The following is a 21,746-nucleotide window of genomic DNA, read 5'->3' on the forward strand; positions in this document are numbered from 1 at the left end:
AACTCAGCGCCGTCGCACGGCAGCTTAACGAGCGGCCACGAAAAACCTTGCAATACAAGACGCCGGCAGAGAAGTTCGAGCAGTGTGTTGCGGCGATCCGTTGAATCCGCACCCGCAAAGCAGACATTGGCACCCTTCGCAGCGAATGGCTGTTTCACTTCCTTCACACAGCATTCTTACGCATTGCGAGATACATATCGACAACCGTTGAGACCATCCCTGCCACTGTGGTTCCAGCCGGATAGCGACTGGCATCACCGAGAGCATGCACTCCATACAGGCATGACCACAGCACCCGTGCGTCGTGCGCTTGTTGCGCCTTATCTTCTGGGCGGTAAAGCGGTTCAGTAGCGTCACAGATTAATTGAAAGACCTTCTGAATCTCGGCTAGGTAGACCTCACTAGGTTGATGGCCAACAGGAAATGGATAAGCAACCACTGCTCGCCATAGTTCGGTGTTTTCCTCCACAAATTGGCAATACCGTTCTGCCAGAGCCAACAATGCCTCTCCCGGTTCGTCTGGGATTGGCTCACTGACACAGGTTTCGTAAAGCCGTCGTGCTGTGTCTGTATTGATATGCTCGACGATGTCATTGAGATCATTAAAGGCATTGTAGAGTGTGCCGACGGCGTAACCGATACGGGAAGCAACAGGTCGAGCCCGGATTCCACCAATCCCTTCTTCACGAATCAGATTACGACCCGCTTCAAGGATCATCGCCTTGATTTGCTCGGCGCTGTGATCATTTCTTCTCGGCAAATCAACCTCCTAGATGGTTAGTTACACACTTATATTGAACATTGTTCAGTTTCAATATATATTTAATTGAACAATGTTCATTATGGAGATTGATATGCCAATTGCTGGTACAGGTCTCGCCTTCATCATTCTCGCGGGGATATCTTTTGCAGTATCTGTCAGGGCTGAACTGAAGAAGTGCGAACGGCCAAATCTATTATTTAGCCGACCATCAAACTGGTCTCCCTACTCCGGTGAACCTACGAGCGGCACAGTAGCTTCCGAATATGCTTATGAGGGAGAACCTTGGATTACCCAGGCAAATGTGCACGCCTTTCTGTTAAACGGAGTTACCCTCTGCGGCCTATTCTTCCTTCTCTTTCCCGGCGGTCTTTGGGGCCACCCTCTTGAGGCTTGGACATCAACCCACCCCGCCGTGGCTGGAGTAATTGCCTTTTGCTTGTTCCTGTTTGCACTTGCTCTTGGCGCAAAGCGGCAGGTGTTCATCGCGCTGATGAATAATGTTCTTGCCATTCAGGCGACTCGAGAGGACGGAGAACAGTTCCTGTTGTTCGTCGGCGATGTCCCGAACGAACGCTGGAAGTACTCGGGAATCTATCGTGCTGGCACTTGGGCTCTCGTTGCAGTTGCGACGGTGGTTTCCGCAACGTTGATTTCAATGCTTCTAGCACCTCATGTCGGCTTGGACAGCAAGTACATATTTTGGCTCGCTCTTGGGCTCAGGTGGGGCGTTTCCTCGCTACCAGCTCGCATTTGGATATAGGTAGGGAGGCTGACATGAGGTCGTTTTCAATAGTTTTAGGTCTTATAATCGCTGCAAGTGTCGCGCTGTCAGTATTCAATGCGTTTACGTTTGGTCGGCCACAGCCAATCAACGAAAACACCGGCTCTTTGATTAAAGTCGACAATAATCAGGCAGCAGTCCTACTCGCAGAGGCAATCGCCATTCCCACGGTGTCCTACTCGGTTGATACGAAGCCAGAGCGGGATGTTTTCCTGAAGTCCCACGAGTTTCTCCGGCAGAACTTTCCGCTCGTCCATGAACACATGGAGGTCGAAACCGTTGGAGAGCTCAGCCTTTTGTTCACATGGAAAGGTAGCACTGAGCTTGAAAAGCCAATCTTGTTCTCGGCCCATATGGACGTCGTTCCCGTTGAAGAGGGCACACTGGCTGACTGGCAGTATCCGCCCTTCGCCGGTACGATTACGGATGGGTTCGTCTGGGGGCGCGGTGCGCTAGACATGAAGAACTCGCTCGTCGCCTACATGTCCGCGGCGGAAACTCTCCTTGGGAACGACTTCAAGCCATCCCGCCCCATCTACTTCGCTTTCACACATGATGAGGAGATCGGAGCTCAGGCGGCAAAAGCTATAGCAGCTGTGCTTGGCGACCGAGGCGTGGAACTGGAGTTCACGCTCGATGAAGGCCTTGTTATTACAAACGGGATGGTCCCAGGGATCGCGCAGCCTGTTGCCCTCATAGGAACGGCGGAGAAGGGCTGTGTTACACTTGAAATCGTCGGGCGAGACAAAGGCGGACATAGCTCAGCACCGCATAGAAACACATTGAATGAACGTCTGGCACGGGCGCTGACAGCTGTAATGGATGCGCCCTTTGAGGCTGACCTGAACGCGCCGTCTGAACAGCTCTTTGAGTATGTTGGCCAAGAGCTTTCCTTCACGAACCGTTTGGTGCTGGCAAACCGCTGGTTCACCGAGCCACTTCTTCTCAGCCGACTAGAGCGGTCGGCCACAACCAACGCGCTGATCCGAACAACTGTGGCACCGACAATTATGGAATCGGGCTTTAAGACAAATGCCTTACCCCAGACCGGCCGCGTGGTTCTGAACATCCGGATATTGCCGGGCGAGACCTATGAAGGTGTTCGCCAACGCATCATTAATATTGTTGAGGACGCAACCCTAGAGGTTCGGATAACGGCGAATGAGCCCTCTGATCCCTCCCCTGTATCGGATGCACACTCAAGGTCATTTGAACAGGTGCGGACGGCACTTCACGAGGTAATTCCGGACGTTCTTTCGGCGCCTGCATTGCTCATTGGGCGGACGGACAGCCGCCGATATGCCGAAATCGCTGATCAGAGTTACCGCTTTCTGCCTAGCAGGCTCGAGACAGACGACCTAGCGCGGATTCACGGCACCAACGAGCGTATCGCCATCACTAACTTCGTCGAGATCATCCAGTTCTACGCAAGGCTCATCAAGATTGCGGCACCGCATGACCAACGTAAGCTGAGGAGATCTCGACCGTTATAACCTCGGAGACCATGCTTACTTCTCTCCTAGTTTTTGGCGAAGTTCCGAATTCGCTTGGGGATGCACGTCTTCACTTTCCAAAAATCGCTCAACAGTGAAATTTTTCTCTCCGCTGTCGCTGCTCAAGTTGGGAGCAACGTGCGATCATGAATGTGTTACCTCCAATCGGCCATCTTCATACGTTGTCAAGCAATACCAATCTTCGTAGTTATTCATTGGTCCTTTAATTCTCTCGTAAAACTGCTCGGTGGTCATGATTGAAGTCCTTTTAGTTATCTCGACACATCAAATAGGTTAACTGCCGATCAACCACCAGATGTACTTGCAATATTTTTTCAACGAAGAAATTTTGCGCTAAGCATGGGTCGTGGCGTTGGGGATAGGCGAGCTTTGTGGTTTAGGTGCCATCTGCCGAAAGTCGGTATTTTCCACGCATTTAGAGTTGGTCTCGAAGTCTCATCGTGGCTGCCAGAAATTTTCAGCATTATTTTTACACCAGGATTGATTTGAAGTGTTTCTGAGCTACTAAAAATACATGGATAAGTAGCAAGCTAAGTTCATGATAAGCTCTTGACCACATTACTCATGTCCCAATGAAAACGAAGAACAGCAAAGGACATTCAAGCTCATAGAGCAAGCATAAGTTGATAACTTCGCGAGTTGAATATTCTGGCCAGATTGGAGGGGTATTTTGGCTTGGGTGATTTAGGTGTGTTTAGGTAGATTGAATCGGCTTGATAGTGTTTAGGCCGGGAGACAAGCTGAAGAAGAGCTTGCTCAGGGTTTCAACCGTATTCTTGTAGATCGGTTGAAAGACGTCTGGGACCGTGATCGTAAAGATGGTCTCACAGATGAATTCGTGAATTGGAGTTCCCCCGGTTTGATGGACACTTTTTCATCGATGAAGGAGAATGTTTTTCATGCCGAGAACGAGGAACCCGTACCCTGCGGAATTCAGGGATGGAGAGACTCGGTTATCGACCGGGGCAATCCGCCGCGAAGAAGCTGAGGCAGCTCTCGCAGAATACCTGAATGAAAAGCTGAGACCACGAGGCCGAATCGATCCCCAAGATCTGAGCATCTCGACGGTCTTGGCGATTTACGCTGAAGAGCACGCTGCTCACGTCACTGATCCAGTAAGAATCTCGTACGCAATTGAGGCTCTTGATCGTTTTTGGCAAGATCAGCCTGTTTCATCGGTTAGTGGACAGAGCTGTCGGTCCTATGCGGCTTCTCGGTATACGAAGGCTGGGCAATTGGCGGGCGATGGCACCATACGTCGCGAGCTTGGCGTTCTGCAGAGTGCTCTTAACTATTGTCACGCTGAGGGTTATCTAACTTTAGCGCCTCGGGTGACTTTGCCCGCAAAGCCTGCCCCAAAAGAACGCTGGTTGACCCGAATAGAGGCCGCCTGGCTTCTTAAGGCTGCAAGGGCACTTGATGCGAGAGGGCGTCATCTGCAGGATTTTATTTTGCACGCTCTCTATACGGGATCGAGACGCGAAACCATCCTTGCCATGCACATCGATACACCGTCAATTTCGGGGGGTCATGTTGATATGTCCACGGGCGTTCTGTATCGAAATCCACAAGGCAGGGCGGCAACCAAAAAACGTCAAAACCCGACCCGTCTGCCCCAGCGTTACCTGTCGCATCTCCGAAGACAAGCGAGAAACGGGCGGCGATATGTAGTGGAGGATTACCAAGGTCGAAGAGTTGGCTCGATAAAACGATCCTGGGCTACGGCAAGAACTCTCGCGTCTGAATTGGCTGCAAAAAAGGGGATCGTTATCGACCTCTCAGATGTAACACCCCACACTCTCAAGCACACAGCTATCACTTGGGCTCTACAGAAAGGGTCTACGACGTGGGATGTCGCGGGATACTTCTCGACCACAATCGATACCATCGAGAAGGCTTACGGGCACCATTCTCCCGACCATCAAAAAACTGCGGTGGATGCGATGAATCGGAGCAAATAAGCCTGAAACGGAAGCGAAAAAGGAGCGAGAATAGTTATTTCAAGAAAACGTTTCGGCTAACTACTTGAAAATATTGGTCGGAGTGAGAGGATTCGAACCTCCGGCCCCTGCCTCCCGAAGACAGTGCTCTACCAGGCTGAGCTACACTCCGACCGATGGGCGCGGGGTACTATTTTGTGTGCGCTTTGGCAAGACCCTCATGTGTCGGGATCATCGCGTTTCAGGGCGGCGCCGACGCGCCATCCGGTGGCCAGACCGATCCGGGTGCGGGTTTGAAGAACGGGCTTGTTTTCCGATGTGACACCAGAGGATTCACGCCTGAGGATGTAAAGGCCGCTCAGCACAATGATTGCGGTGCCGACATAGGTGTTGGTGGTCGGATATTCCCCAAACAGCGCGACGCCAAACAGGGTCGCCCAGATGATCTGTGAATATTGCATCGGCGCCACCAGGATCGCATCGGCGCGTCGATAGGCTGCTATTAGGCAGGACATGGCCAGCAGCACCAGAAAGGCCACGACAATCAGGGCGCCAAAATCCTTCAGCGGTAGGGGTTGATACACAAAGGGCAAAACCGCCCCCATCAACACGAAATTGGTGATCATCGGATAGAGGATCATCACCACGCTGCGTTCCTCATGCCCGATTTTGCGTACCACGATAGAGTTTAGGGCACCGGCTATGGCGCTGCACAGCGCGGCGGCATGGCCAAGGCCAAACTCCACCGATCCCGGTTGCAGGACCACGAGCACTCCGATCAATCCGACCACCACGGCCAGACCGCGGCGCAATCTGACGGTTTCCCCTAAGATGGGAACAGCAAGGATGGTGATCAGCAACGGGGCGGCGAATAGTATGGCGTAAACATCGGCCAGGGGCAGTACGGAGAACGCATAAAACGCGCCCAGTGCCGCCAGGGCCCCAGAGACACTGCGCAGCAAAACCCACCACGGATGTTTTGGGCGCAACGTCCCCGGTTCCTGATCGCCGATCATGATCACGCTGATCAGGGGGAAGCTGAACAGCGCACTGAAAAACACGATCTGAAAGGCCGAATAGGTGCCGCCCAGCGATTTGATGATCACATCATGGGTCGAAAAGATCGCAAAAGCCAAAAGCCCAAAGGCAGCGCCTTGTAGATTTGACGGGTTTGCGCGTGACATGGGTAAAATCCGTTATCGCTAACGTTTCCATAATCCGGCGACAGGGAATGGGCAATATAAAAGCGCCGGGAAGTTTCGCCCTGCGCTTTTTCGAATGTTGTGTGAATTACAGGCTTGCGTTCAACGCAGCGATGATCGCATCGCCCATTTCTGATGTGGATGCCACTTTGCCACCATCTGCCTGCATCAAGTCGGCAGTGCGGATGCCCTGGGCCAGAACGGCCTCTACCGCGGCTTCCAGACGATCGGCCTCTGCGCCCTGGTCAAAGGAATAGCGCAGCGCCATGGCAAAGCTCAGGACACAGGCACTGGGGTTGGCCTTGCCTTGCCCGGCGATGTCCGGGGCAGAGCCATGGACAGGTTCATACAGCGCCTTGGGCCGGCCATTGTCCATCGGGGCACCCAGGCTGGCCGATGGCAACATGCCAAGGCTGCCAGTCAGCATGGCGGCGCAATCGGACAACAGATCGCCAAACAGGTTGTCGGTCAGGATCACGTCAAACTGTTTAGGGGCACGCACCAGCTGCATGGCGCCGTTATCGGCATACATGTGGGACAGTTCGACATCGGGGTATTCGGCGGCGTGAATCTCGCACACGACCTCGCGCCACAACACGCCTGATTCCATCACATTGGCTTTTTCCATCGAACAGACCTTGTTCGAACGGCGCCGCGCCAGTTCAAAGGCCGAACGGGCCACGCGCGCAATCTCGCTTTCGGTGTAGCGCTGGGTGTTGATGCCGACGCGCTCATTGCCCTCGCTGAAAATCCCGCGCGGCTCCCCGAAATAGGAACCGGACGTCAGCTCGCGCACGATCATGATGTCCAGACCAGACACGATTTCATGTTTGAGAGAGGAGAAATCCGCCAGCGCGTCAAAACACTGGGCCGGGCGCAGGTTGGCGTACAGGTCCATTTCCTTGCGGATACGCAACAGGCCACGTTCCGGTTTCAGGCTGAAATCCAGATTGTCATAGGCGGGTCCGCCAACAGCGCCCAGCAACACGGCATCGACGGCTTGCGCCTTTTCCATGGTGCTGTCGGCCAATGGCACGCCATATTCGTCATAGGCAGCGCCACCGATCAGGTCTTCCTCGATATCGAAGTTCAGGCCGCGTTTGTCGCCGAACCAACCAATGATCTTGCGTACTTCGGCCATGACCTCGCGGCCAATGCCATCACCGGGAAGGATAAGAAGGGAGGGGTTCGCCATGGGTCTGTGTTCCTTGTCTCTCGGACCATATCTGTCAGGTTTGAGACCGCCTAACGGGTTCCGCGACGGGGGTCAAGAAACAGGGCTTAATCCGGGGCGGGAAGTGTCACATCAACCCAGACCAGCCGGTGACGAGAGGCTGTTTCCATCGTCTGTGCCAGTGCACCGCTTGTGGGCCAGAAAACACCGGCATCAGTTACGCTGAGGGTTCTGTCAGGCAGGATATAGCTGACGCGCAAATTTCCCGGATCCCCGGGGGTATCCGGCCAATCGGCCGTGTCCAGCGCTGGGTTGCCGGAATGCCCCGAATTCACCCCCCCCTGAACCTGTGTTGCCGCGGTCCCCCCGTCGCTTTGGGGTTTTGGGTCTTGCAGGCGGGGATGGTCCAACAGCGCCTGAACCGCGCCATTCCATCCGTCGCCGTCAACCAGATCGATATTTGCCGTGCCAATCACGATGACAGGGGCGGCAGGTGGTGTGGCGGGCAAGAGGCCATCCAGATAATCGGCCCAGAATAGTGCCTCCAACCCACCACGCTGGCCATTGCGATCCTCGGGCCCGTCAAAGGCCGGTGTCGATCCATGCCATGCCAGCAGGTGCAGAACTGCACCGCCGGGCAGGTGAACCGGCACATCCCAATGGGCGACTGACGCAAGGCGCCAAAAATCATACCGACGCAATACCGACGCTGCACCGACGTGTCGCAGCGTCGGAATTTCGGCGATCAGCAGGTCCGAAAAGTCGCGAACCTGATCCGCAACAAACGGCAGTTTCGACACGATCGCCATGCCGTTCTGGCCCGAAAATTCGCCGTAACCCTGCGCATCCTGCGCGTCCCCCAACCAGCCATTTCCGTTCAGATCGTAACCTGTTTGCAGGCCCGTATTTGGCCGCAGGGCAAAGCGGTGCGGGTAGGGGGCGCCTCGGTCTGACAAAAGCTGCGCCAGCGCGCCAAGAGCATGCAATTCATGATCAAAATCAATGCGCTGCAAAACGATGATATCCGGGGCGACATGCGCAATCACATCCGCCACTGCCGCCGCCTGTTCATCTCCGCGACGGATGTCGCGCAACAGCAGGCCCGGGCCGTCCCGGTTCAATTCGGTGTTGTAGGTGGCGACACGCAATGTCTGCGCTAATACCTGTGATGGTAGTGCGAAAAAAACTAATGTAAAACAAATAGATATAAGGATTCTGATGTGGGGCGCATTCATCCCGGCAGGGTGCGCCATGCATGGTTAACAGATGGTTAAAGACAGCGTTAGTCTTCGATTTTGCGCGCCTCATCCGGCAACATCACCGGGATACCGCCCCGGATCGGAAAGGCCAGTTTCGCCCTGTCGGATATAAGTTCCTGTTTTTCAGCATCATAGCGTAACCCGGTATGCGTTACAGGGCAGATCAGTGCCTCTAACATTTTGGGGTCAAAGGGTTTTTCGGTCGTCATTGCATCACATCCCCATTGCTGCCGCTGTGCAGGGCATATTCCATCAACGTCACCAACGTTTCGCGCCGGTCGGCCAATGTCGGCGCTTCCAGCAAGGCTTGCTTGTCCTCAAACTGAAACGGGCACATCATTGATAGCGAGTTGATCAAAATCTCATCGCCAGCCTCTTTCAGGCTGTCCCAATCCGTCGACAGTTCATTGGCACTTAAATAGCGGCGTAGCAAAGCCAAGAATTTTTGGCGCTGAAACTTGGTGTCCTGTACACTGCGCGCCAGATCAGAATGAAAGTCAGTCCAGGAAACGCGTGCCCGGCGATAAGCTGTAAACCCATCAATTTCCTCGATAATTTTGAACCTGGATATCCCTGTCAGGGTGATCATATAGCGCCCGTCATCGGTTTCCGCGAATGAACTGACGCGCCCTGCGCTGCCGATTGCATGCAGGTTGCGCTCATCCTGCCCCAATGGCTGAATCATGCCGATAAAACGATGCGGAGTCTTCAGCGCATCTTCCAACATGGCCAGGTATCGGGGTTCAAATATTTGCAAGGGCAGATGCCCACGCGGCAGCACAATAGCCCCGGGCAACGGGAATAACGGCACGATATCCGGCAGATCAGCGGCGGAAAACATGGGCGCAGTCTAACGCGGAATACAATTTAGGCAAAGATCATCGACGACAGCTTGCGACGGCCATTCAGCACCACTGGATCATTGGGTTTCAGTGCGTCAAATATCGTGAATAGCTGGGCCTTGGCAGCACCGTCATTCCATTCCCTGTCGCGGCGGAACAGTTCCAGCAATTCATCGACAGCCTCTTCGATATTCCCGTTTGCATGCAGGGCTTTGGCAAGTTCCAGACGGGTGTCATGATCATCCGGGTTCGCCTCGATCTGGGTGCGGAGTTCCGCCACAGGGCCAGCGTCTGCGGCCTGACGTGCCAGTTCCAGCTGGGCACGGGCGGCCTCCAGTTCCGGGGTATCGCTAATCTCTGCCGGGGCGCCATTCAGGATCGCCTCTGCCTGATCGGTGTCGCCTGTCGCAAGGTGGGCACGCACTAGGCCGCCATAGGCCGCTGCATTATTGGGGTCTTCGCCAAGGATTGCGGCAAAGGTTTGGGCGGCATCCGCAGCAGCGCCCTGTTCCAGCATTTCTTCAGCGGCAGCAATCGCATCAGTCAGTCCACCGTCTCCGGCCAGATCCGCGACACGCTCCACAAATGCCGTGATTTCAGAGGGCGGCAGGGCGCCCTGAAACCCATCAACGGGTTGACCCTGATAAAAGGCATAGACCGTCGGGATCGACTGAATGCGCATCTGTGTGGCAATCGCCTGATTTTGATCGATGTCGACCTTGACCATGCGAACCTTGCCGCCTGCTGCGGTGACTGCAGCCTCCAGCGCTGGGCCCAGCGTTTTGCATGGGCCGCACCAAGGTGCCCAGAAATCGACGATCACCGGAACCTCCTGGCTGGCCTCGACCACATCCTGCATGAATGTCGCCTCTGATCCGTCCTTGATCAGATCAGCGCCGGTCGGGGCCGCCTGAGTGCTGCCAAACTCTAGCATGTATCGTTTCCTTCGGGTCGGTTCGTTTGCACCGTAGATGGCGTATCGGATGCTCTGGTGCAAGGGGGAGAGGGTGAACGAATGCTTAAAAAGACGAACGCTGTAAAAAAGAAATCTGAACCAATCCTATTCCTACTGCGTGGGATTTTACCGATTTGACGGATGACCCAATGACCCAAACAACGATCCATTCATTGCCTTACATCGCGGCCTCCCAAGCGCAGAAACACGTGACCCATAACGAGGCGCTGCGCCTGCTGGATATCCTTGTCCATCTGGGGATTCAGGGCCAACAAGCCACCCCACCGACCAGTCCGGCGATTGGGGATCGGTACATCATCGCCACAGGCGGCGCAGGGGAATGGGCCGGGCAGGATAGCAAGGTTGCCGCCTTTGAAGGGCCTGCATGGACTTATGTTGTGCCTGTTGCAGGCATGTTGGCATTTGACGTGAGCCTGCAGCAACTTATCGTTTTTGATGGGGCATCGTGGGGGGCTGTTTCTGCCAATCTGACAGGTGCGGATTTTGAGAACCTGGCCGGGCTGGGGGTGAACGCAACCTCTGATACCACGAACCGGCTGTCAGTCTCTTCGCCCGCCACATTGCTGAATCACGCAGGCGCTGGCCATCAGTTGAAGATCAACAAAGCCGCCAGCGGTGATACAGGATCGCTGCTTTTTCAATCCAACTGGAGCGGCCGGGCGGAGATGGGCCTAGCCGGAACGGATGACTGGTCGATCAAGGTCAGCGCCGATGGCAGCAGGTGGGTGACAGGATTGCAGGTGGCCGCTGCAACGGGTGACGTTGCCGTCCACGGGGCTGTGCGGGTTGGTCAATATGCAACTGCGTCTCGGCCCACTGCGGGTGCGGCAGGTGCCGGTGCGATGATTTATGACACAGACCTTGCGCAACCGATCTGGAGCGATGGGGCAGATTGGCGGGACGCCTCTGGAACAGTGGTTTAAGGTATATTTGCCCCAGATATACAGCAAGCGGTGCGGCTCGGGTCAGAAAACGTGATTTGCGTTGGATCAAAGCCGGGCGCATACTTGGCATTAGAGTGTCTTCGAGAAGGAGACAAACATGTTGGATATCAGCCCCGGAAAAATCGCTCAGGTTATATTCCTGTCGCGCGAACTTTATGACCGCGGCGGGTTGGGCGATGGTGGTGCACATCGTGGCAACGCTGTCCCGGCAGAGGCCGAATTGCGTGCCTATATTGAAAACCTGAATGAGGATGAGCTTGTCAGTCTGGTTGCGGTGATGTGGATCGGGCGTGACAGTTTCGACGCTGCAGAGATCAGAGAGGCGATGCAGACTGCACGCGATGAGGCCACAACCCCGACGGCAGATTATCTAATCGGGACACCACATTTGTCTGATCATCTGGAAAATGGGCTGGAGGCGCTGGGCTTTTCCGTCGAGGAAGTTGAGGACGGGATATTTTAATCTCAAACACCGGCATTGATTAGATATGTCGGCAAAACCCTCTGAGGTTAACTAGGGTAAAAGCGATGGCCATGATGCTGAGTACGGGGTCAGAATATCGCTGCGCTGTAAGGCTTTATGCCCGGTTGTATCCCCGGCTGAGCATGCGTTCACGCACCTGATCAGCAATCCGGGAGGCGGTGCGCAAATCGTTGAAGAGCGCTATGCGCTGCTGGCCATACGTGCCGCGTGGCCCCCAGTTGAACACAACCGACCATTCGCCGAAAAGGTTCAGCGTGATTTCAATGCGATAATAGGTTGGCACCCCTTTGGCAGCGGGCGTGCGCGTCAGAAAGCAGACAGCCATGTCAGGACGTTAGCAGGGCGCGAATCCCGCTTCAAGTCATGGATTTGGTCGGCTGCGGCCAAGTGAAATTCTGAGGGGTGGATAAAGCCACCAGTTATTTTGTGCGCGTCGGGCGCAAGGCCATTCCGCACAGAATAAAGATCGCAGCGCAGACAACGGCATGGGCAGGGCGCACATTCAGCCACAACATTGCAGGAAGTGCGAATGTCACGGAAAGGGCAACCATCCAGACCGCTTCGGACAGCATGGGGCGTATTTCAGTGTTTAACGCCTCTATGAACCCGGGTTTGTGCCTTTCTGGTGGTGTCGGCGATTGCACGGGGGCCGGTTGCGGTTTGATCAGTTCGCTTTTGGTGCGGACTCGGTCGATGAAGTTTGTTTGGTGCATCATAGCTCTATTCGCGTGAATGTGTGGTAGCGTAAAATCACAACTCAAAGTGGCAACAACAAGGCATGAAATAGGTTTAAGTTAACCATGATCATGCAGTTGAACAGGCGTGAATTCAGTGATTTCTGTTGTCCAGATAGTATCGCACAGCATCCTGAACGCGGCGGAACCGGTCCCCGCCAAGTTTGGTTCCCCCATACCATCGCGTGACCACGACAATATGGTTTTGCAAGCCCTCGCGTTCCAGCATGCGCAGGATCACCATACCTGCGCCGCTTTCCCCATCATCGTTTTTTAAGGGGCTATCGTTCAGCAACACGGCCCATGTGTTATGTGTCGCCTTGGCGAATTTCTTCTGCCGACATAAAGACCTGATAAAGTCCTGAGCTTCTGCCCGGTTGTGCACCGACCCGCCAGACACCGCGTATTTCGAGCCACGATCGCTGAGAATGCCGTCAAATATCTCCATGCCCTGACATAGCGGGCGTCAGATCAGCTGAGCAACCTGAAAAACTCGATGTTTCGGCAGTAAGAGGGCGGTGTGTCGGCCTCATCAGTGTTTGACGTCAGCCATTCGCGACAATTACTGGGATCACTGCACCCTTGGCATCTGCCAATGGCCCCATCCAGCGCTTCTGGTGCCAGTTCAGAGCGCATCGTCTTTTCCTCAATATCGATACCCAGTGCATCGGCCATCTGACCCACCAAGCGCGCGTGGCGGGTATAGTTTCGGGGATAATCCATGTGGTCCTCCTCTCCACTTTATGGATGGAGGCGATCATGAGGGGAGGGTGCAAGGTGCGCCTTGATGTAAATCAAAGCCTCTCGGCTGTGCGAAGTACGATCGCCTGACGATCATTATTCGGCGGGTGCGTGCCCAGAAACTTGTCGCCGGGATCTGGAATGCGCTGAAAATAGGCAGAGCCACGCACCGGATTATATCCGGCCAAATGGGTTAGGATGGTACCAAGTTCATCGGCCTGCAATTCGAAATCTTTGGAAAAACGCCGCGCCCCGATCGTGGCGCCGATATCTTGTACCGGCTGCGCCTCAACCCCCAGTCCGGCGGCGATGATCGTGCCGATCAACGCACCGGTAACGGCGTTTTGCTGCGTCTTGGGGATATGTCCACGAATGTGATGTGCGGCTTCATGCCCGACGACAAAGGCCACTTCGTCCCGATTTTGCATATTGGCGATTAGTTTTTGTGTGAAGCCGATCACGGGCCGACCATTTTTGTCCAATGTCTGAAACGCATTCGGCGGCAGGTCAGCATCTGGATGAACGACGATGTTGAAATCGCAGTTTATCCCGCGCCGGCGATTGCGGCATTCACGCTCGATCACCGGCTCCATGCGGGCAACGACCACGTCAAAATTTCTGACGGCGATCGAAGCAGGCAACGGCGAAACCTGTGGTGCCGGTTTTCGTTCAACCGGGGCAGAGGACGTGGTTTCAACGCAGGCTGTTAAAGCGAGCGCTGCAAGAAGGCTGGCAAAGGCGGTCACGAGATACGTTTTCATAACGAATGTTTAGCACAGGGCGCAGGTGTTGCCAGAGGGAAGACCAAGATTTTTGCCCGCTTGCAATCCCCCGCCGACGACGTAATCTTTGCCCCATGTTTACCATCGAGCACGATTTTGACGCGACCGTCATCACCCTTGTGGATGAGCCCGGGGCCCATCTGCAGGAAGATATCACCATTCAGGCTTTTGAGGATTGTGTCAGTCTGGAGCAACTGGATCCCCGTACCGACCAGGTGCAGAAGATTGTCTTGTCGATTTCCCAGTTAAACGACCTTGCTGCTGCTCTGGACCTGCCCGAAGGGGTGTATCGCCTCGTACGCGAGGGATCTTAGAATCTAAAGCATGTTATCCTGGCGACTTCTTTTGATCAGCGGATGCCGCGATCATGGATGAGGATATTCTTTGCCAATAATTTGTGCACAAAGACTTGACCTTCCAGTTACTGGAAGCCCTATATGATCGATTGAAGATCACTTTTCAATTGGATCAAGCCATGTCGCAGACCGCTACATTTCATCTATCCGGCCTTTCCTGCGCGTCGTGTGCCGCCCGCGCTGAACGAGCGTTGTTGGGGGTTGATGGCGTTTCGGAGGCCAAGGTCAATTTCGCCACCGAAACCGCCGAGGTGACCTATGACACTCCAACGGTGCGCGCACAGATGGCAAATGCGCTCGATCATGCGGGTTACCCTATTCAGGACAGTGTTGATGACGGCGTCGGGACCGCGTCTGATCCTCATCAGCAAGACACTCTCAATTTGCAGAAGAACTTTGTTCTGGCTCTTGTGCTGGCATTTCCTGTTTTTGTCCTGTCGATGGGGGGGCATCACGTGCCTGCGATCAAAGATCTGATCATGCAGACGATTGGGATGAAAGCAAATCTGATCATTCAATTTGCGTTGACGAGTGCTGTCATGGTGGGGCCGGGCCGGGTGTTTGTGGTAAAAGGAATACCAGCGTTAATGCGCGGAGCGCCGGAAATGAATTCTCTGGTTGCGGTGGGAACATTGGCGGCCTGGGTCTATTCCACGGTGGTGACCTTTGCGCCGCATCTGGTGCCAGAACAATCGCGCGCGGTCTATTTTGAGGCAGCCGTTATGATCGTTGCGCTGATTCTGTTGGGCCGATTTCTGGAGGCCCGGGCAAAGGGGCGCACATCGGAAGCCATCCGGCGCCTGATCGGGTTGCAGCCAAAAGTTGCGCTGGTGGAGCAAGATGGCACACCCTCCGAAATGCCTATTGCCCAGGTTCGTATCGGGGATGTGATCCTGGCGCGACCCGGAGAGCAGATCGCCGTGGATGGGGAGGTGATTTCAGGGGCCTCTCATGTGGATGAGAGCATGCTGACGGGCGAGCCTATTCCCGTTGCAAAGGATATCGGCGCCAAGGTGCATAGCGGTACGGTGAACACAACAGGTGCCCTGCGCTATCGCGCCACGGCGGTTGGTGCGGATACGGTTCTGGCGCAGATCGTCAAGATGGTCGAGCGGGCGCAGAATACAAAGCTGCCCGTGCAGGATTTGGTTGATCGGATTACGCTTTGGTTCGTCCCGGCGGTGTTGGGCGTTGCGATCCTGACGGTGGTGGTCTGGCTGTTTCTTGGCCCAGAGCCGGTTCTGACTCATGCCCTTGTTGCGGGGGTATCGGTGCTGATCATCGCTTGCCCCTGTGCCATGGGGCTTGCGACGCCGACATCAATCGTTGTCGGCACCGGAAGGGCCGCGCAATTGGGTGTTCTGTTCAACACGGGCGACGCGTTGCACCGGTTGACGGAGTCGGACACAGTCGCTTTTGATAAGACGGGCACTCTGACTTTGGGCAAGCCCCGCATGGTTGATTTCAAGACAGCGAACGGTTTTGACAATGCGCAGGCCTTGCGCCTGATTGCGTCTGTAGAGGCGCAATCCGAACACCCGATTTCAACCGCAATCCTTGAGGCATATGAAGGTGAGCCTGCAGCGGTGTCATCGTTTCAGGCGCATCCCGGATATGGGCTGGAAGCAGTGGTAGAGGGGCACATGGTGATGGTTGGCGCGGATCGGCTGTTTGCCCGGGAGGGCATCGATATATCGGAATTGATCACCATCGGGCAGGGTTGGGCCACGCAGGGGAAAACGCCATTTTATGCAACTATAGACGATCAACCGGCTGCCGTTCTGGCCGTGTCCGACACAATTCGTCCTGACGCCCAAAGTGTGATCACTGCCTTGCAGGGCAGGGGCGTGCAAATCGTCATGATGACTGGTGATAACACCGTCGCCGCGCGCGCGATTGCCGGTGAACTGGGTATAGATGTTGTCCATTCTGAACTGCTGCCAGATCAGAAGGTCGATGCATTGAACGGTCTAAAGGCCGAAGGCAGAAAGGTCGCATTTGTCGGTGACGGTATCAATGATGCGCCGGTTCTGGCGACGGCCGATGTTGGGATCGCAATTGGCACAGGCACGGATATCGCCATCGAAGCGGCCGATGTTGTTTTGATGGCGGGGGATTTGCAAGGTGTCGAGCAGGCCATTGACGTCTCCAACCGTATCATGCGCAACATCCGTCAGAACCTGTTCTGGGCCTTTGGGTACAATATTGCCCTGATCCCGGTCGCGGCTGGTGTTCTGTTCCCGGTCTTTGGTATCCTTCTGTCGCCGGCTTTGGCGGCGGGGGCGATGGCGCTCTCATCAGTCTTTGTGCTGTCCAATGCATTACGACTGCGGAATGTCAGGGGTAAGGAGGCAAGATGAATATCGGAGATGTGGCCGCAAAGGCCAAGCTGCCTGCAAAAACGATCCGTTATTACGAGGATATCGGGCTGATCAATCCGGCCCGTGACCAGAACGGGTATCGCAGTTTTTCCCCGGGTGATCTGCACAAGCTTGCCTTTTTGGGACGGGCACGGTCGCTTGGATTTTCGATTGAGGATTGTCGCACTTTGATGGCGCTGTATGAGGATCAGTCCCGGGCAAGTTCAGATGTAAAAAGATTAGCACAAAGCCATCTGGAACAGATCGACATGAAGTTGCTGGAACTGTCCCAAATGCGGGACACCTTGGCGCATTTGGTCGATTGTTGTGCCGGAGATGACCGACCGGATTGCCCGATCCTGAAAGATTTGGCCGTCGAGGTTTAAGGCAAAGAATAAGGCAGGAGAAGCCTCCTGCCTTGTACATGTTCGGGCAATTGTTTCCGGCTATTCACGAACCAGTTTTTCGTACCCTTCGGCAATATCGCGGGTGATGCTGCCGACTTCGAAATTGTAATCCCCGATCTTGCCGACGGGGGTAACCTCTGCCGCGGTGCCGGTCAGCCAGCATTGTTCAAACCCTTCCAGTTCGCCAGGCATGATGTGGCGTTCATGAACCTTGATCTGGCGATCTTTCAGCATGCCGATAACGGTCTGACGGGTCAGGCCGTTCAGGAAGCAATCGGCCAGCGGGGTGTGCACCTCGCCATCCTTGACAAAGAACATATTGGCGCCGGTCGCTTCGGCCACATAACCGCGATAGTCGAACATCATGGCGTCGGAACAGCCTTTGGCCTCTGCCGCGTGTTTGGACAGCGTGCAGATCATGTAAAGGCCTGCTGCTTTGGCATGGCTGGGAATGGTTTCCGGGCTGGGCCGCTTCCATTTGGAAATGTCGAGCTTTGCGCCCTTCATCTTGGCGTCACCGTAATAGGCGCCCCATTCCCAAGCGGCGATGGCCACGCGAACCGGATTGCGGGCAGAGGCGACACCCATATCTTCACCCGCGCCGCGCCAGGCAACCGCACGTACATAAGCATCGGTAAAGCCGTTGGCAGTCAGGATTTCCTGTTTGGCGGCCTCAAGCTCATCGACGGTGAAAGGGATCTGAAAATCAAGCTGACCGGCAGAGAAATGCAGGCGTTCCGAATGTTCGCGGCTTTTGAAGATCTTGCCATTATAGGCACGCTCTCCCTCAAACACCGAAGACGCATAATGCATTGCGTGGCTCAGGATGTGCACATTGGCATCACGCCAGTCGATCAGCTTGCCATCCATCCAGATTTTGCCATCGCGGTCGTCATAAGAGGCCATCTCTAAATCCCTTTGCAGTGCGCCCCAGCGGGGTGATTTTACGATTGTTGCGCAAATATGTCCGCATCGGACGTAAAATTGCGCGAAAACTGACAGTTGTTACGAATTGATTCTTGGAAAGTCAATAACACTGACATAAAATCGCGCCAGATGACAAAAAAAGTGAGAGGGGCGTTATGTCGGACGGGTCTTCCGGAGGTGAAGGGCTGCTGTATCTAACCGATGAGCAGTTACGCAAGGGGATCGAGGCGATGTTTTTCGCCTATCGTGGGTTCACGGCGGACCCTGACCGTATCCTGGAAAACCATTCCTACGGGCGCGCCCATCACAGGGCCTTGCATTTCATCAACCGACAGCCGGGGACCACGGTGAACAATCTGCTGTCCATTCTGGGCGTGACCAAGCAATCCTTAAACCGGGTGCTGCGGGCGCTGATCGAGGATGGCCTGGTCGAAAGCCGCGTGGGCACTCAGGACAAACGCGAACGTCATCTTCGCCTGACTGAAAAGGGAACCGAATTGGAACGAGAATTGTCAGAAGCGCAACGCAGCCGGATGCGCGCCGCCTATCGTGCCGCTGGCCCCGATGCAGTGCGTGGGTTCAGGCAGGTGTTAGAGGCGATGATGGACCCGGCCTTGCGCCGACACTTCAACACATTGCGGGAGGTGCGATCATGACGGCGGAATTTGACGCGCATCTGATGATTGTCGATGATGATGAACGCATCCGCACGTTGCTGAAACAGTTTCTCGTGCGTCATGGGTTCTGGGTGACGATTGCGCGCGATGCTGCCCATGCCCGGCGTATCCTGTCGGGGCTGGAATTCGATTTGATCGTCATGGATGTGATGATGCCAGGCGAAGATGGTGTGAGCCTGACGGAGGCCTTGCGCGCCGAGGGTGTAGGTACCCCGATTATGTTGCTGACAGCAAAAGGAGAAACCGAAGATCGGATCAGGGGCTTGCAGGCCGGCGCTGATGACTATCTGGCCAAGCCGTTTGAGCCCAAGGAATTGCTGCTGAGGATAAACGCCATTCTCAGGCGGGTGCCACAACCGGCGATCGCAGACCAGGGGCCGAAGATGCTGGTTCTGGGAATAGTGCGCTATGACGTGGAACGGGGTGAGCTGTGGCAAGGGGAGGAACAAATTCGTCTGACCGCAACAGAAGCGCAGTTGATGAAGATATTTTCGGCAAAACCCGGGGAGCCGTTCAGCCGTGGGCAACTGGTTGAGGAACTGGGCCGCAATAGCGGACGGGACGGTGGGCAGGCACAGGAACGGGCGGTGGATGTGCAAATCACCCGTCTGCGCCGCAAGTTGGAAACCGACCCAAAACAGCCGCGATACCTACAGACCGTACGGGGTGCCGGATATATGTTGGCGTCGGATTAATATAAGTCGGAAAATCTATCTACGCTGCCGCGAATCTACTTGACCGGAAACGCTCTGCGGAGGCACAAGGGGGGATGCACGGTTCCTTTGGCGCGATGCGTCAGGGTGAAATGGGAATGGGGTGAGGATATCCAAAGCCCCGGCCGCCCCCGCGACTGTAAGCGGAAAGCGTGCGCCACATGCCACTGGGGCAACCCGGGAAGGCGGCGCAGGCATCTGATCCGCGAGCCAGGAGACCGGCCGAGCATAAAACAGAAAACCCCACCCTGTCGGGTGTGACAGGGAATAGGAGAACGAAAATGGCAACTCTGGTTAAAACCACCGCCTCCGTCCGCAGCTCGGCCTTTGCTGTACTCAGCGCCGCTGTTTTGGGCCTCGGCATCATCACTCTGGCTGGCCACGTACAGGCGGCAACTTTGCATGACGCGGCACATGACATGCGTCACGCAACTGGCTTCCCCTGCCACTAAACCATGTTCCAGAAAATTTTGACCAGCGCGTTGTTCGCTGGGTTTGCAGCAGGGCTGATTGCCGCCGTGCTGCAACTGTCATTCGTGCAACCCGTATTGCTGCATTCAGAGCTGTACGAGGGCGGCGATCTTGTGCATTTCGGCGCCGCGACCGGGGCCAATGCGCATGATTTGTTAGCCGCGCAAGGCGTCAATATCATGCGGGATGGGCTGAGTGTTCTGTTCACGGCCCTGATTTATGTCGGCTATGGTTTGCTCTTGGTGGCCGGTATGTCTTTGGCCGCTGAACGCGGGGCGAAGATCGACGCCCGCACCGGGATGATCTGGGGTGTCGCCGGATGGATCGCGGTACAGCTTGCCCCTGCATTTGGCCTGCCACCGGAACTGCCGGGATCGGCCGCCGCTGATGTTGGTGAGCGTCAGGTTTGGTGGTTCGGCACGGTTACAGCGACGGCTGTCGCATTGTGGCTGATCGCCTTTGGTCGCGGCTGGGCGATGTGGGGTGTGGGTATCATTCTGCTTTTGGCGCCGCATGTGATCGGCGCGCCGCATCCAGATGAATTTGCAGGCCCCGTTCCGCCGGAACTGGCGGGCGAATTTGCCGCCCGCGCGCTTGGCGTTGGTCTTGCTGCCTGGGCGATGCTGGGTACCTTTGCGGGCCATTTCTGGTCACGTGAATCTGCTTAAGCAGCTGATTGGATAGTCGGGCCGCAATAGTGGCCCGACGTATCTGAAAGATATTATCATGCAGAAAACACTTGCGTTTATTGTAATCGCTCTCTTTTTCGGCACCGGTTTCGGGTTTCTGTTGGCTGTGTCCACCGGCGCAACGCTCGACGGCCATGATCATGGTTCGCACGATCATGGGGCAGAGGAAGCCGTTCGTGAGGGTCATGCGGCATCCCATAGTCACGATGCCATGATTGATTTTTCTGCGGATTTGCTCGCTCCAAGTTTGGATATGGTCCTGCATTCCGAACCCGGTGGCTGGAACCTTGAACTTAAGACGCAGAACTTCCGCTTTGCACCGGACAATGTGAACGGCCCTCACGTCGCGGGTGAGGGTCACGCTCATGTCTATGTGGATGGCGTAAAGATTGCGCGCATTTATGGACCTTGGTTCCATATCGGCGCTGTGCCAGAGGATGCCGAAACCCTGACCGTAACGTTAAACAGCAATAATCACAGCCAGCTTGCCGTCGGGGGCGTACCGCTGATCATTTCGTGCGCCTTGCCTGAGTGCCGGGAAACATTCGCCACCGCAGGTCAGTAAACCTGTTTCCGCGCCTCTGGGCAGTTTAAATCCGCCTTGATATGCGCGGCATCCCCGGTCATCGAGGCGATATGGGGCGGGCACCCGGTGGCGTGTTCTATCGCGATTGCGGCCTTTGGAAAGATATGGCGGACGGTTGCAGGAAATTCGAAACTGGTGCGTATGGCTTCGGCCTGAATTCCGCGGCGATAGACCAGAAATCGACTGCCTTCGACCTCCACCTCTTCACCCTCTGACCCGCGCAGGGCAGGGCTCGGACCATTGCAGGCCGTAACAAGAAGGATCGCAAAGATCAGAAACTGGGATCGCATGTCGGCTCTGTTTTAGTCGAGCTTCGGGCAACATGGTTAACAATTGGTTACACATGCTGGGTTGTGCATTGGTTCATCTCAACTGTGCGTGTGTTGGGGTTGCTTCGGCGGGACAATATGGTCAGGGTCCAATC

The 21,746-nt window shown here is 55.3% G+C and carries 26 protein-coding genes, 1 tRNA gene and 1 riboswitch; of the genes, 12 read left to right on the forward strand and 15 right to left on the reverse strand.

Annotation, left to right across the window (positions count from 1 at the left end; all coding sequences use genetic code 11):
* Positions 1-163 precede the first annotated feature (163 nt).
* Entirely contained in the window at positions 164-760 is a 597-nt protein-coding gene (locus tag AC2D8P_RS14415; protein WP_484703500.1) for a TetR/AcrR family transcriptional regulator, read from the reverse strand.
* A 94-nt stretch (positions 761-854) separates the two neighbouring features.
* On the opposite strand from AC2D8P_RS14415, the gene AC2D8P_RS14420 reads away from it, so the two are divergent.
* Entirely contained in the window at positions 855-1,523 is a 669-nt protein-coding gene (locus tag AC2D8P_RS14420) for a hypothetical protein (RefSeq protein WP_484703501.1), read from the forward strand.
* Positions 1,524-1,537: 14 nt separating this feature from the next.
* Positions 1,538-3,037, forward strand: a complete 1,500-nt coding sequence (locus tag AC2D8P_RS14425) for a M20/M25/M40 family metallo-hydrolase (RefSeq protein WP_484703502.1) — start codon at positions 1,538-1,540, stop codon at positions 3,035-3,037.
* 2,056 nt (positions 3,038-5,093) lie between these two features.
* Here AC2D8P_RS14425 and AC2D8P_RS14430 read toward each other — a convergent pair.
* The 7 genes from AC2D8P_RS14430 to trxA form a co-directional block, all read right to left on the reverse strand.
* Positions 5,094-5,170 (reverse strand) — tRNA-Pro (locus AC2D8P_RS14430).
* Between the two features lie 46 nt (positions 5,171-5,216).
* On the reverse strand, positions 5,217-6,182 hold the full coding sequence (locus AC2D8P_RS14435; protein WP_484703503.1) for a DMT family transporter: 966 nt from the start codon (positions 6,180-6,182) through the stop codon (positions 5,217-5,219).
* 106 nt (positions 6,183-6,288) lie between these two features.
* Positions 6,289-7,395 (reverse strand): 3-isopropylmalate dehydrogenase, encoded by a 1,107-nt coding sequence (gene leuB, locus AC2D8P_RS14440; RefSeq protein WP_484703504.1) that lies wholly within the window; start codon positions 7,393-7,395, stop codon positions 6,289-6,291.
* Positions 7,396-7,481: 86 nt separating this feature from the next.
* Entirely contained in the window at positions 7,482-8,522 is a 1,041-nt protein-coding gene (locus tag AC2D8P_RS14445) for an endonuclease/exonuclease/phosphatase family protein (protein ID WP_484703505.1), read from the reverse strand.
* A 134-nt stretch (positions 8,523-8,656) separates the two neighbouring features.
* Positions 8,657-8,842 (reverse strand): Trm112 family protein, encoded by a 186-nt coding sequence (locus AC2D8P_RS14450; protein ID WP_484703506.1) that lies wholly within the window; start codon positions 8,840-8,842, stop codon positions 8,657-8,659.
* A complete protein-coding gene (locus AC2D8P_RS14455) occupies positions 8,839-9,474 on the reverse strand; it encodes an LON peptidase substrate-binding domain-containing protein (protein WP_484703507.1) in 636 nt (211 codons plus the stop codon). The genes AC2D8P_RS14450 and AC2D8P_RS14455 overlap by 4 nt, the downstream gene beginning before the upstream one ends.
* A gap of 26 nt (positions 9,475-9,500) precedes the next feature.
* Positions 9,501-10,409 carry a thioredoxin gene (trxA, locus tag AC2D8P_RS14460; protein WP_484703508.1) on the reverse strand — a complete coding sequence of 303 codons (909 nt, stop codon included), beginning with the start codon at positions 10,407-10,409 and terminating at the stop codon, positions 9,501-9,503.
* A 170-nt stretch (positions 10,410-10,579) separates the two neighbouring features.
* Here trxA and AC2D8P_RS14465 point away from each other — a divergent pair, with 170 nt between their 5' ends.
* Positions 10,580-11,374, forward strand: a complete 795-nt coding sequence (locus tag AC2D8P_RS14465; RefSeq protein WP_484703509.1) for a DUF2793 domain-containing protein — start codon at positions 10,580-10,582, stop codon at positions 11,372-11,374.
* 118 nt (positions 11,375-11,492) lie between these two features.
* Positions 11,493-11,858, forward strand: coding sequence for a DUF3775 domain-containing protein (locus AC2D8P_RS14470; RefSeq protein WP_484703510.1), 366 nt, complete (start codon positions 11,493-11,495; stop codon positions 11,856-11,858).
* Between the two features lie 115 nt (positions 11,859-11,973).
* Here the strand turns inward: AC2D8P_RS14470 and AC2D8P_RS14475 are convergent, their stop codons facing one another.
* The 5 genes from AC2D8P_RS14475 to AC2D8P_RS14495 all read right to left on the reverse strand — a co-directional run bounded on the left by AC2D8P_RS14475 (position 11,974) and on the right by AC2D8P_RS14495 (position 14,115).
* Positions 11,974-12,204: a WGR domain-containing protein gene (locus tag AC2D8P_RS14475; RefSeq protein ID WP_484703511.1), complete on the reverse strand. Its 231-nt coding sequence runs from the start codon at positions 12,202-12,204 to the stop codon at positions 11,974-11,976.
* A gap of 94 nt (positions 12,205-12,298) precedes the next feature.
* A complete protein-coding gene (locus AC2D8P_RS14480) occupies positions 12,299-12,595 on the reverse strand; it encodes a hypothetical protein (protein WP_484703512.1) in 297 nt (98 codons plus the stop codon).
* 112 nt (positions 12,596-12,707) lie between these two features.
* The gene (locus AC2D8P_RS14485) at positions 12,708-13,061 is read right to left on the reverse strand and encodes a YigZ family protein (protein WP_484703513.1); all 354 of its coding nucleotides are present in this window, start codon (positions 13,059-13,061) and stop codon (positions 12,708-12,710) included.
* A 23-nt stretch (positions 13,062-13,084) separates the two neighbouring features.
* Entirely contained in the window at positions 13,085-13,336 is a 252-nt protein-coding gene (locus tag AC2D8P_RS14490) for a DUF6455 family protein (RefSeq protein WP_484703514.1), read from the reverse strand.
* A gap of 71 nt (positions 13,337-13,407) precedes the next feature.
* Complete coding sequence (locus AC2D8P_RS14495; RefSeq protein ID WP_484703515.1) at positions 13,408-14,115, reverse strand: M48 family metallopeptidase; 708 nt, start codon at positions 14,113-14,115, stop codon at positions 13,408-13,410.
* A gap of 95 nt (positions 14,116-14,210) precedes the next feature.
* Between AC2D8P_RS14495 and AC2D8P_RS14500 the strand changes: the two genes are divergently transcribed.
* From AC2D8P_RS14500 to cueR, 3 genes are all read left to right on the forward strand, one after another.
* Positions 14,211-14,450 (forward strand): hypothetical protein, encoded by a 240-nt coding sequence (locus AC2D8P_RS14500; RefSeq protein ID WP_484703516.1) that lies wholly within the window; start codon positions 14,211-14,213, stop codon positions 14,448-14,450.
* A 161-nt stretch (positions 14,451-14,611) separates the two neighbouring features.
* The gene (locus AC2D8P_RS14505) at positions 14,612-16,852 is read left to right on the forward strand and encodes a heavy metal translocating P-type ATPase (protein ID WP_484703517.1); all 2,241 of its coding nucleotides are present in this window, start codon (positions 14,612-14,614) and stop codon (positions 16,850-16,852) included.
* A complete protein-coding gene (gene cueR / locus AC2D8P_RS14510; protein ID WP_484703518.1) occupies positions 16,849-17,238 on the forward strand; it encodes a Cu(I)-responsive transcriptional regulator in 390 nt (129 codons plus the stop codon). Before AC2D8P_RS14505 ends, cueR begins: the two co-directional genes overlap by 4 nt.
* A gap of 60 nt (positions 17,239-17,298) precedes the next feature.
* Here cueR and AC2D8P_RS14515 read toward each other — a convergent pair whose 3' ends face one another.
* Positions 17,299-18,165 (reverse strand): branched-chain amino acid aminotransferase, encoded by an 867-nt coding sequence (locus tag AC2D8P_RS14515; RefSeq protein ID WP_484703519.1) that lies wholly within the window; start codon positions 18,163-18,165, stop codon positions 17,299-17,301.
* A 176-nt stretch (positions 18,166-18,341) separates the two neighbouring features.
* Between AC2D8P_RS14515 and AC2D8P_RS14520 the strand changes: the two genes are divergently transcribed.
* The 5 genes from AC2D8P_RS14520 to AC2D8P_RS14540 all read left to right on the forward strand — a co-directional run bounded on the left by AC2D8P_RS14520 (position 18,342) and on the right by AC2D8P_RS14540 (position 21,301).
* Complete coding sequence (locus AC2D8P_RS14520; RefSeq protein WP_484703520.1) at positions 18,342-18,842, forward strand: MarR family winged helix-turn-helix transcriptional regulator; 501 nt, start codon at positions 18,342-18,344, stop codon at positions 18,840-18,842.
* Positions 18,839-19,558 carry a response regulator gene (locus AC2D8P_RS14525; RefSeq protein ID WP_484703521.1) on the forward strand — a complete coding sequence of 240 codons (720 nt, stop codon included), beginning with the start codon at positions 18,839-18,841 and terminating at the stop codon, positions 19,556-19,558. Before AC2D8P_RS14520 ends, AC2D8P_RS14525 begins: the two co-directional genes overlap by 4 nt.
* A gap of 62 nt (positions 19,559-19,620) precedes the next feature.
* Positions 19,621-19,817: riboswitch (cobalamin riboswitch) on the forward strand.
* A gap of 40 nt (positions 19,818-19,857) precedes the next feature.
* The gene (locus AC2D8P_RS14530) at positions 19,858-20,028 is read left to right on the forward strand and encodes a CbtB domain-containing protein (RefSeq protein WP_484703522.1); all 171 of its coding nucleotides are present in this window, start codon (positions 19,858-19,860) and stop codon (positions 20,026-20,028) included.
* Between the two features lie 3 nt (positions 20,029-20,031).
* Complete coding sequence (locus AC2D8P_RS14535; RefSeq protein WP_484703523.1) at positions 20,032-20,715, forward strand: CbtA family protein; 684 nt, start codon at positions 20,032-20,034, stop codon at positions 20,713-20,715.
* 58 nt (positions 20,716-20,773) lie between these two features.
* A complete protein-coding gene (locus tag AC2D8P_RS14540) occupies positions 20,774-21,301 on the forward strand; it encodes a hypothetical protein (protein WP_484703524.1) in 528 nt (175 codons plus the stop codon).
* Here the strand turns inward: AC2D8P_RS14540 and AC2D8P_RS14545 are convergent.
* Positions 21,295-21,612, reverse strand: coding sequence for a hypothetical protein (locus tag AC2D8P_RS14545; protein WP_484703525.1), 318 nt, complete (start codon positions 21,610-21,612; stop codon positions 21,295-21,297). The genes AC2D8P_RS14540 and AC2D8P_RS14545 overlap by 7 nt on opposite strands.
* Between the last annotated feature and the right edge of the window lie 134 nt (positions 21,613-21,746).

This window comes from Roseovarius sp. YIN77 (genome assembly GCF_057219155.1).

What these genes read in the sequence shown, in the direction of transcription:
- AC2D8P_RS14420 (WP_484703501.1), top strand. Translation starts at nt 855, where the DNA reads ATGCCAATTGCTGGTACAGGTCTCGCCTTCATCATTCTCGCGGGGATA.
- AC2D8P_RS14425 (WP_484703502.1), top strand. Translation starts at nt 1,538, where the DNA reads ATGAGGTCGTTTTCAATAGTTTTAGGTCTTATAATCGCTGCAAGTGTC.
- AC2D8P_RS14435 (WP_484703503.1), bottom strand. Translation starts at nt 6,182, where the DNA reads ATGTCACGCGCAAACCCGTCAAATCTACAAGGCGCTGCCTTTGGGCTT.
- leuB (WP_484703504.1), bottom strand. Translation starts at nt 7,395, where the DNA reads ATGGCGAACCCCTCCCTTCTTATCCTTCCCGGTGATGGCATTGGCCGC.
- AC2D8P_RS14450 (WP_484703506.1), bottom strand. Translation starts at nt 8,842, where the DNA reads ATGACGACCGAAAAACCCTTTGACCCCAAAATGTTAGAGGCACTGATC.
- AC2D8P_RS14455 (WP_484703507.1), bottom strand. Translation starts at nt 9,474, where the DNA reads ATGTTTTCCGCCGCTGATCTGCCGGATATCGTGCCGTTATTCCCGTTG.
- trxA (WP_484703508.1), bottom strand. Translation starts at nt 10,409, where the DNA reads ATGCTAGAGTTTGGCAGCACTCAGGCGGCCCCGACCGGCGCTGATCTG.
- AC2D8P_RS14465 (WP_484703509.1), top strand. Translation starts at nt 10,580, where the DNA reads ATGACCCAAACAACGATCCATTCATTGCCTTACATCGCGGCCTCCCAA.
- AC2D8P_RS14470 (WP_484703510.1), top strand. Translation starts at nt 11,493, where the DNA reads ATGTTGGATATCAGCCCCGGAAAAATCGCTCAGGTTATATTCCTGTCG.
- AC2D8P_RS14475 (WP_484703511.1), bottom strand. Translation starts at nt 12,204, where the DNA reads ATGGCTGTCTGCTTTCTGACGCGCACGCCCGCTGCCAAAGGGGTGCCA.
- AC2D8P_RS14480 (WP_484703512.1), bottom strand. Translation starts at nt 12,595, where the DNA reads ATGATGCACCAAACAAACTTCATCGACCGAGTCCGCACCAAAAGCGAA.
- AC2D8P_RS14485 (WP_484703513.1), bottom strand. Translation starts at nt 13,061, where the DNA reads ATGGAGATATTTGACGGCATTCTCAGCGATCGTGGCTCGAAATACGCG.
- AC2D8P_RS14490 (WP_484703514.1), bottom strand. Translation starts at nt 13,336, where the DNA reads ATGGATTATCCCCGAAACTATACCCGCCACGCGCGCTTGGTGGGTCAG.
- AC2D8P_RS14495 (WP_484703515.1), bottom strand. Translation starts at nt 14,115, where the DNA reads ATGAAAACGTATCTCGTGACCGCCTTTGCCAGCCTTCTTGCAGCGCTC.
- AC2D8P_RS14500 (WP_484703516.1), top strand. Translation starts at nt 14,211, where the DNA reads ATGTTTACCATCGAGCACGATTTTGACGCGACCGTCATCACCCTTGTG.
- AC2D8P_RS14505 (WP_484703517.1), top strand. Translation starts at nt 14,612, where the DNA reads ATGTCGCAGACCGCTACATTTCATCTATCCGGCCTTTCCTGCGCGTCG.
- cueR (WP_484703518.1), top strand. Translation starts at nt 16,849, where the DNA reads ATGAATATCGGAGATGTGGCCGCAAAGGCCAAGCTGCCTGCAAAAACG.
- AC2D8P_RS14515 (WP_484703519.1), bottom strand. Translation starts at nt 18,165, where the DNA reads ATGGCCTCTTATGACGACCGCGATGGCAAAATCTGGATGGATGGCAAG.
- AC2D8P_RS14520 (WP_484703520.1), top strand. Translation starts at nt 18,342, where the DNA reads ATGTCGGACGGGTCTTCCGGAGGTGAAGGGCTGCTGTATCTAACCGAT.
- AC2D8P_RS14525 (WP_484703521.1), top strand. Translation starts at nt 18,839, where the DNA reads ATGACGGCGGAATTTGACGCGCATCTGATGATTGTCGATGATGATGAA.
- AC2D8P_RS14530 (WP_484703522.1), top strand. Translation starts at nt 19,858, where the DNA reads ATGGCAACTCTGGTTAAAACCACCGCCTCCGTCCGCAGCTCGGCCTTT.
- AC2D8P_RS14535 (WP_484703523.1), top strand. Translation starts at nt 20,032, where the DNA reads ATGTTCCAGAAAATTTTGACCAGCGCGTTGTTCGCTGGGTTTGCAGCA.
- AC2D8P_RS14540 (WP_484703524.1), top strand. Translation starts at nt 20,774, where the DNA reads ATGCAGAAAACACTTGCGTTTATTGTAATCGCTCTCTTTTTCGGCACC.
- AC2D8P_RS14545 (WP_484703525.1), bottom strand. Translation starts at nt 21,612, where the DNA reads ATGCGATCCCAGTTTCTGATCTTTGCGATCCTTCTTGTTACGGCCTGC.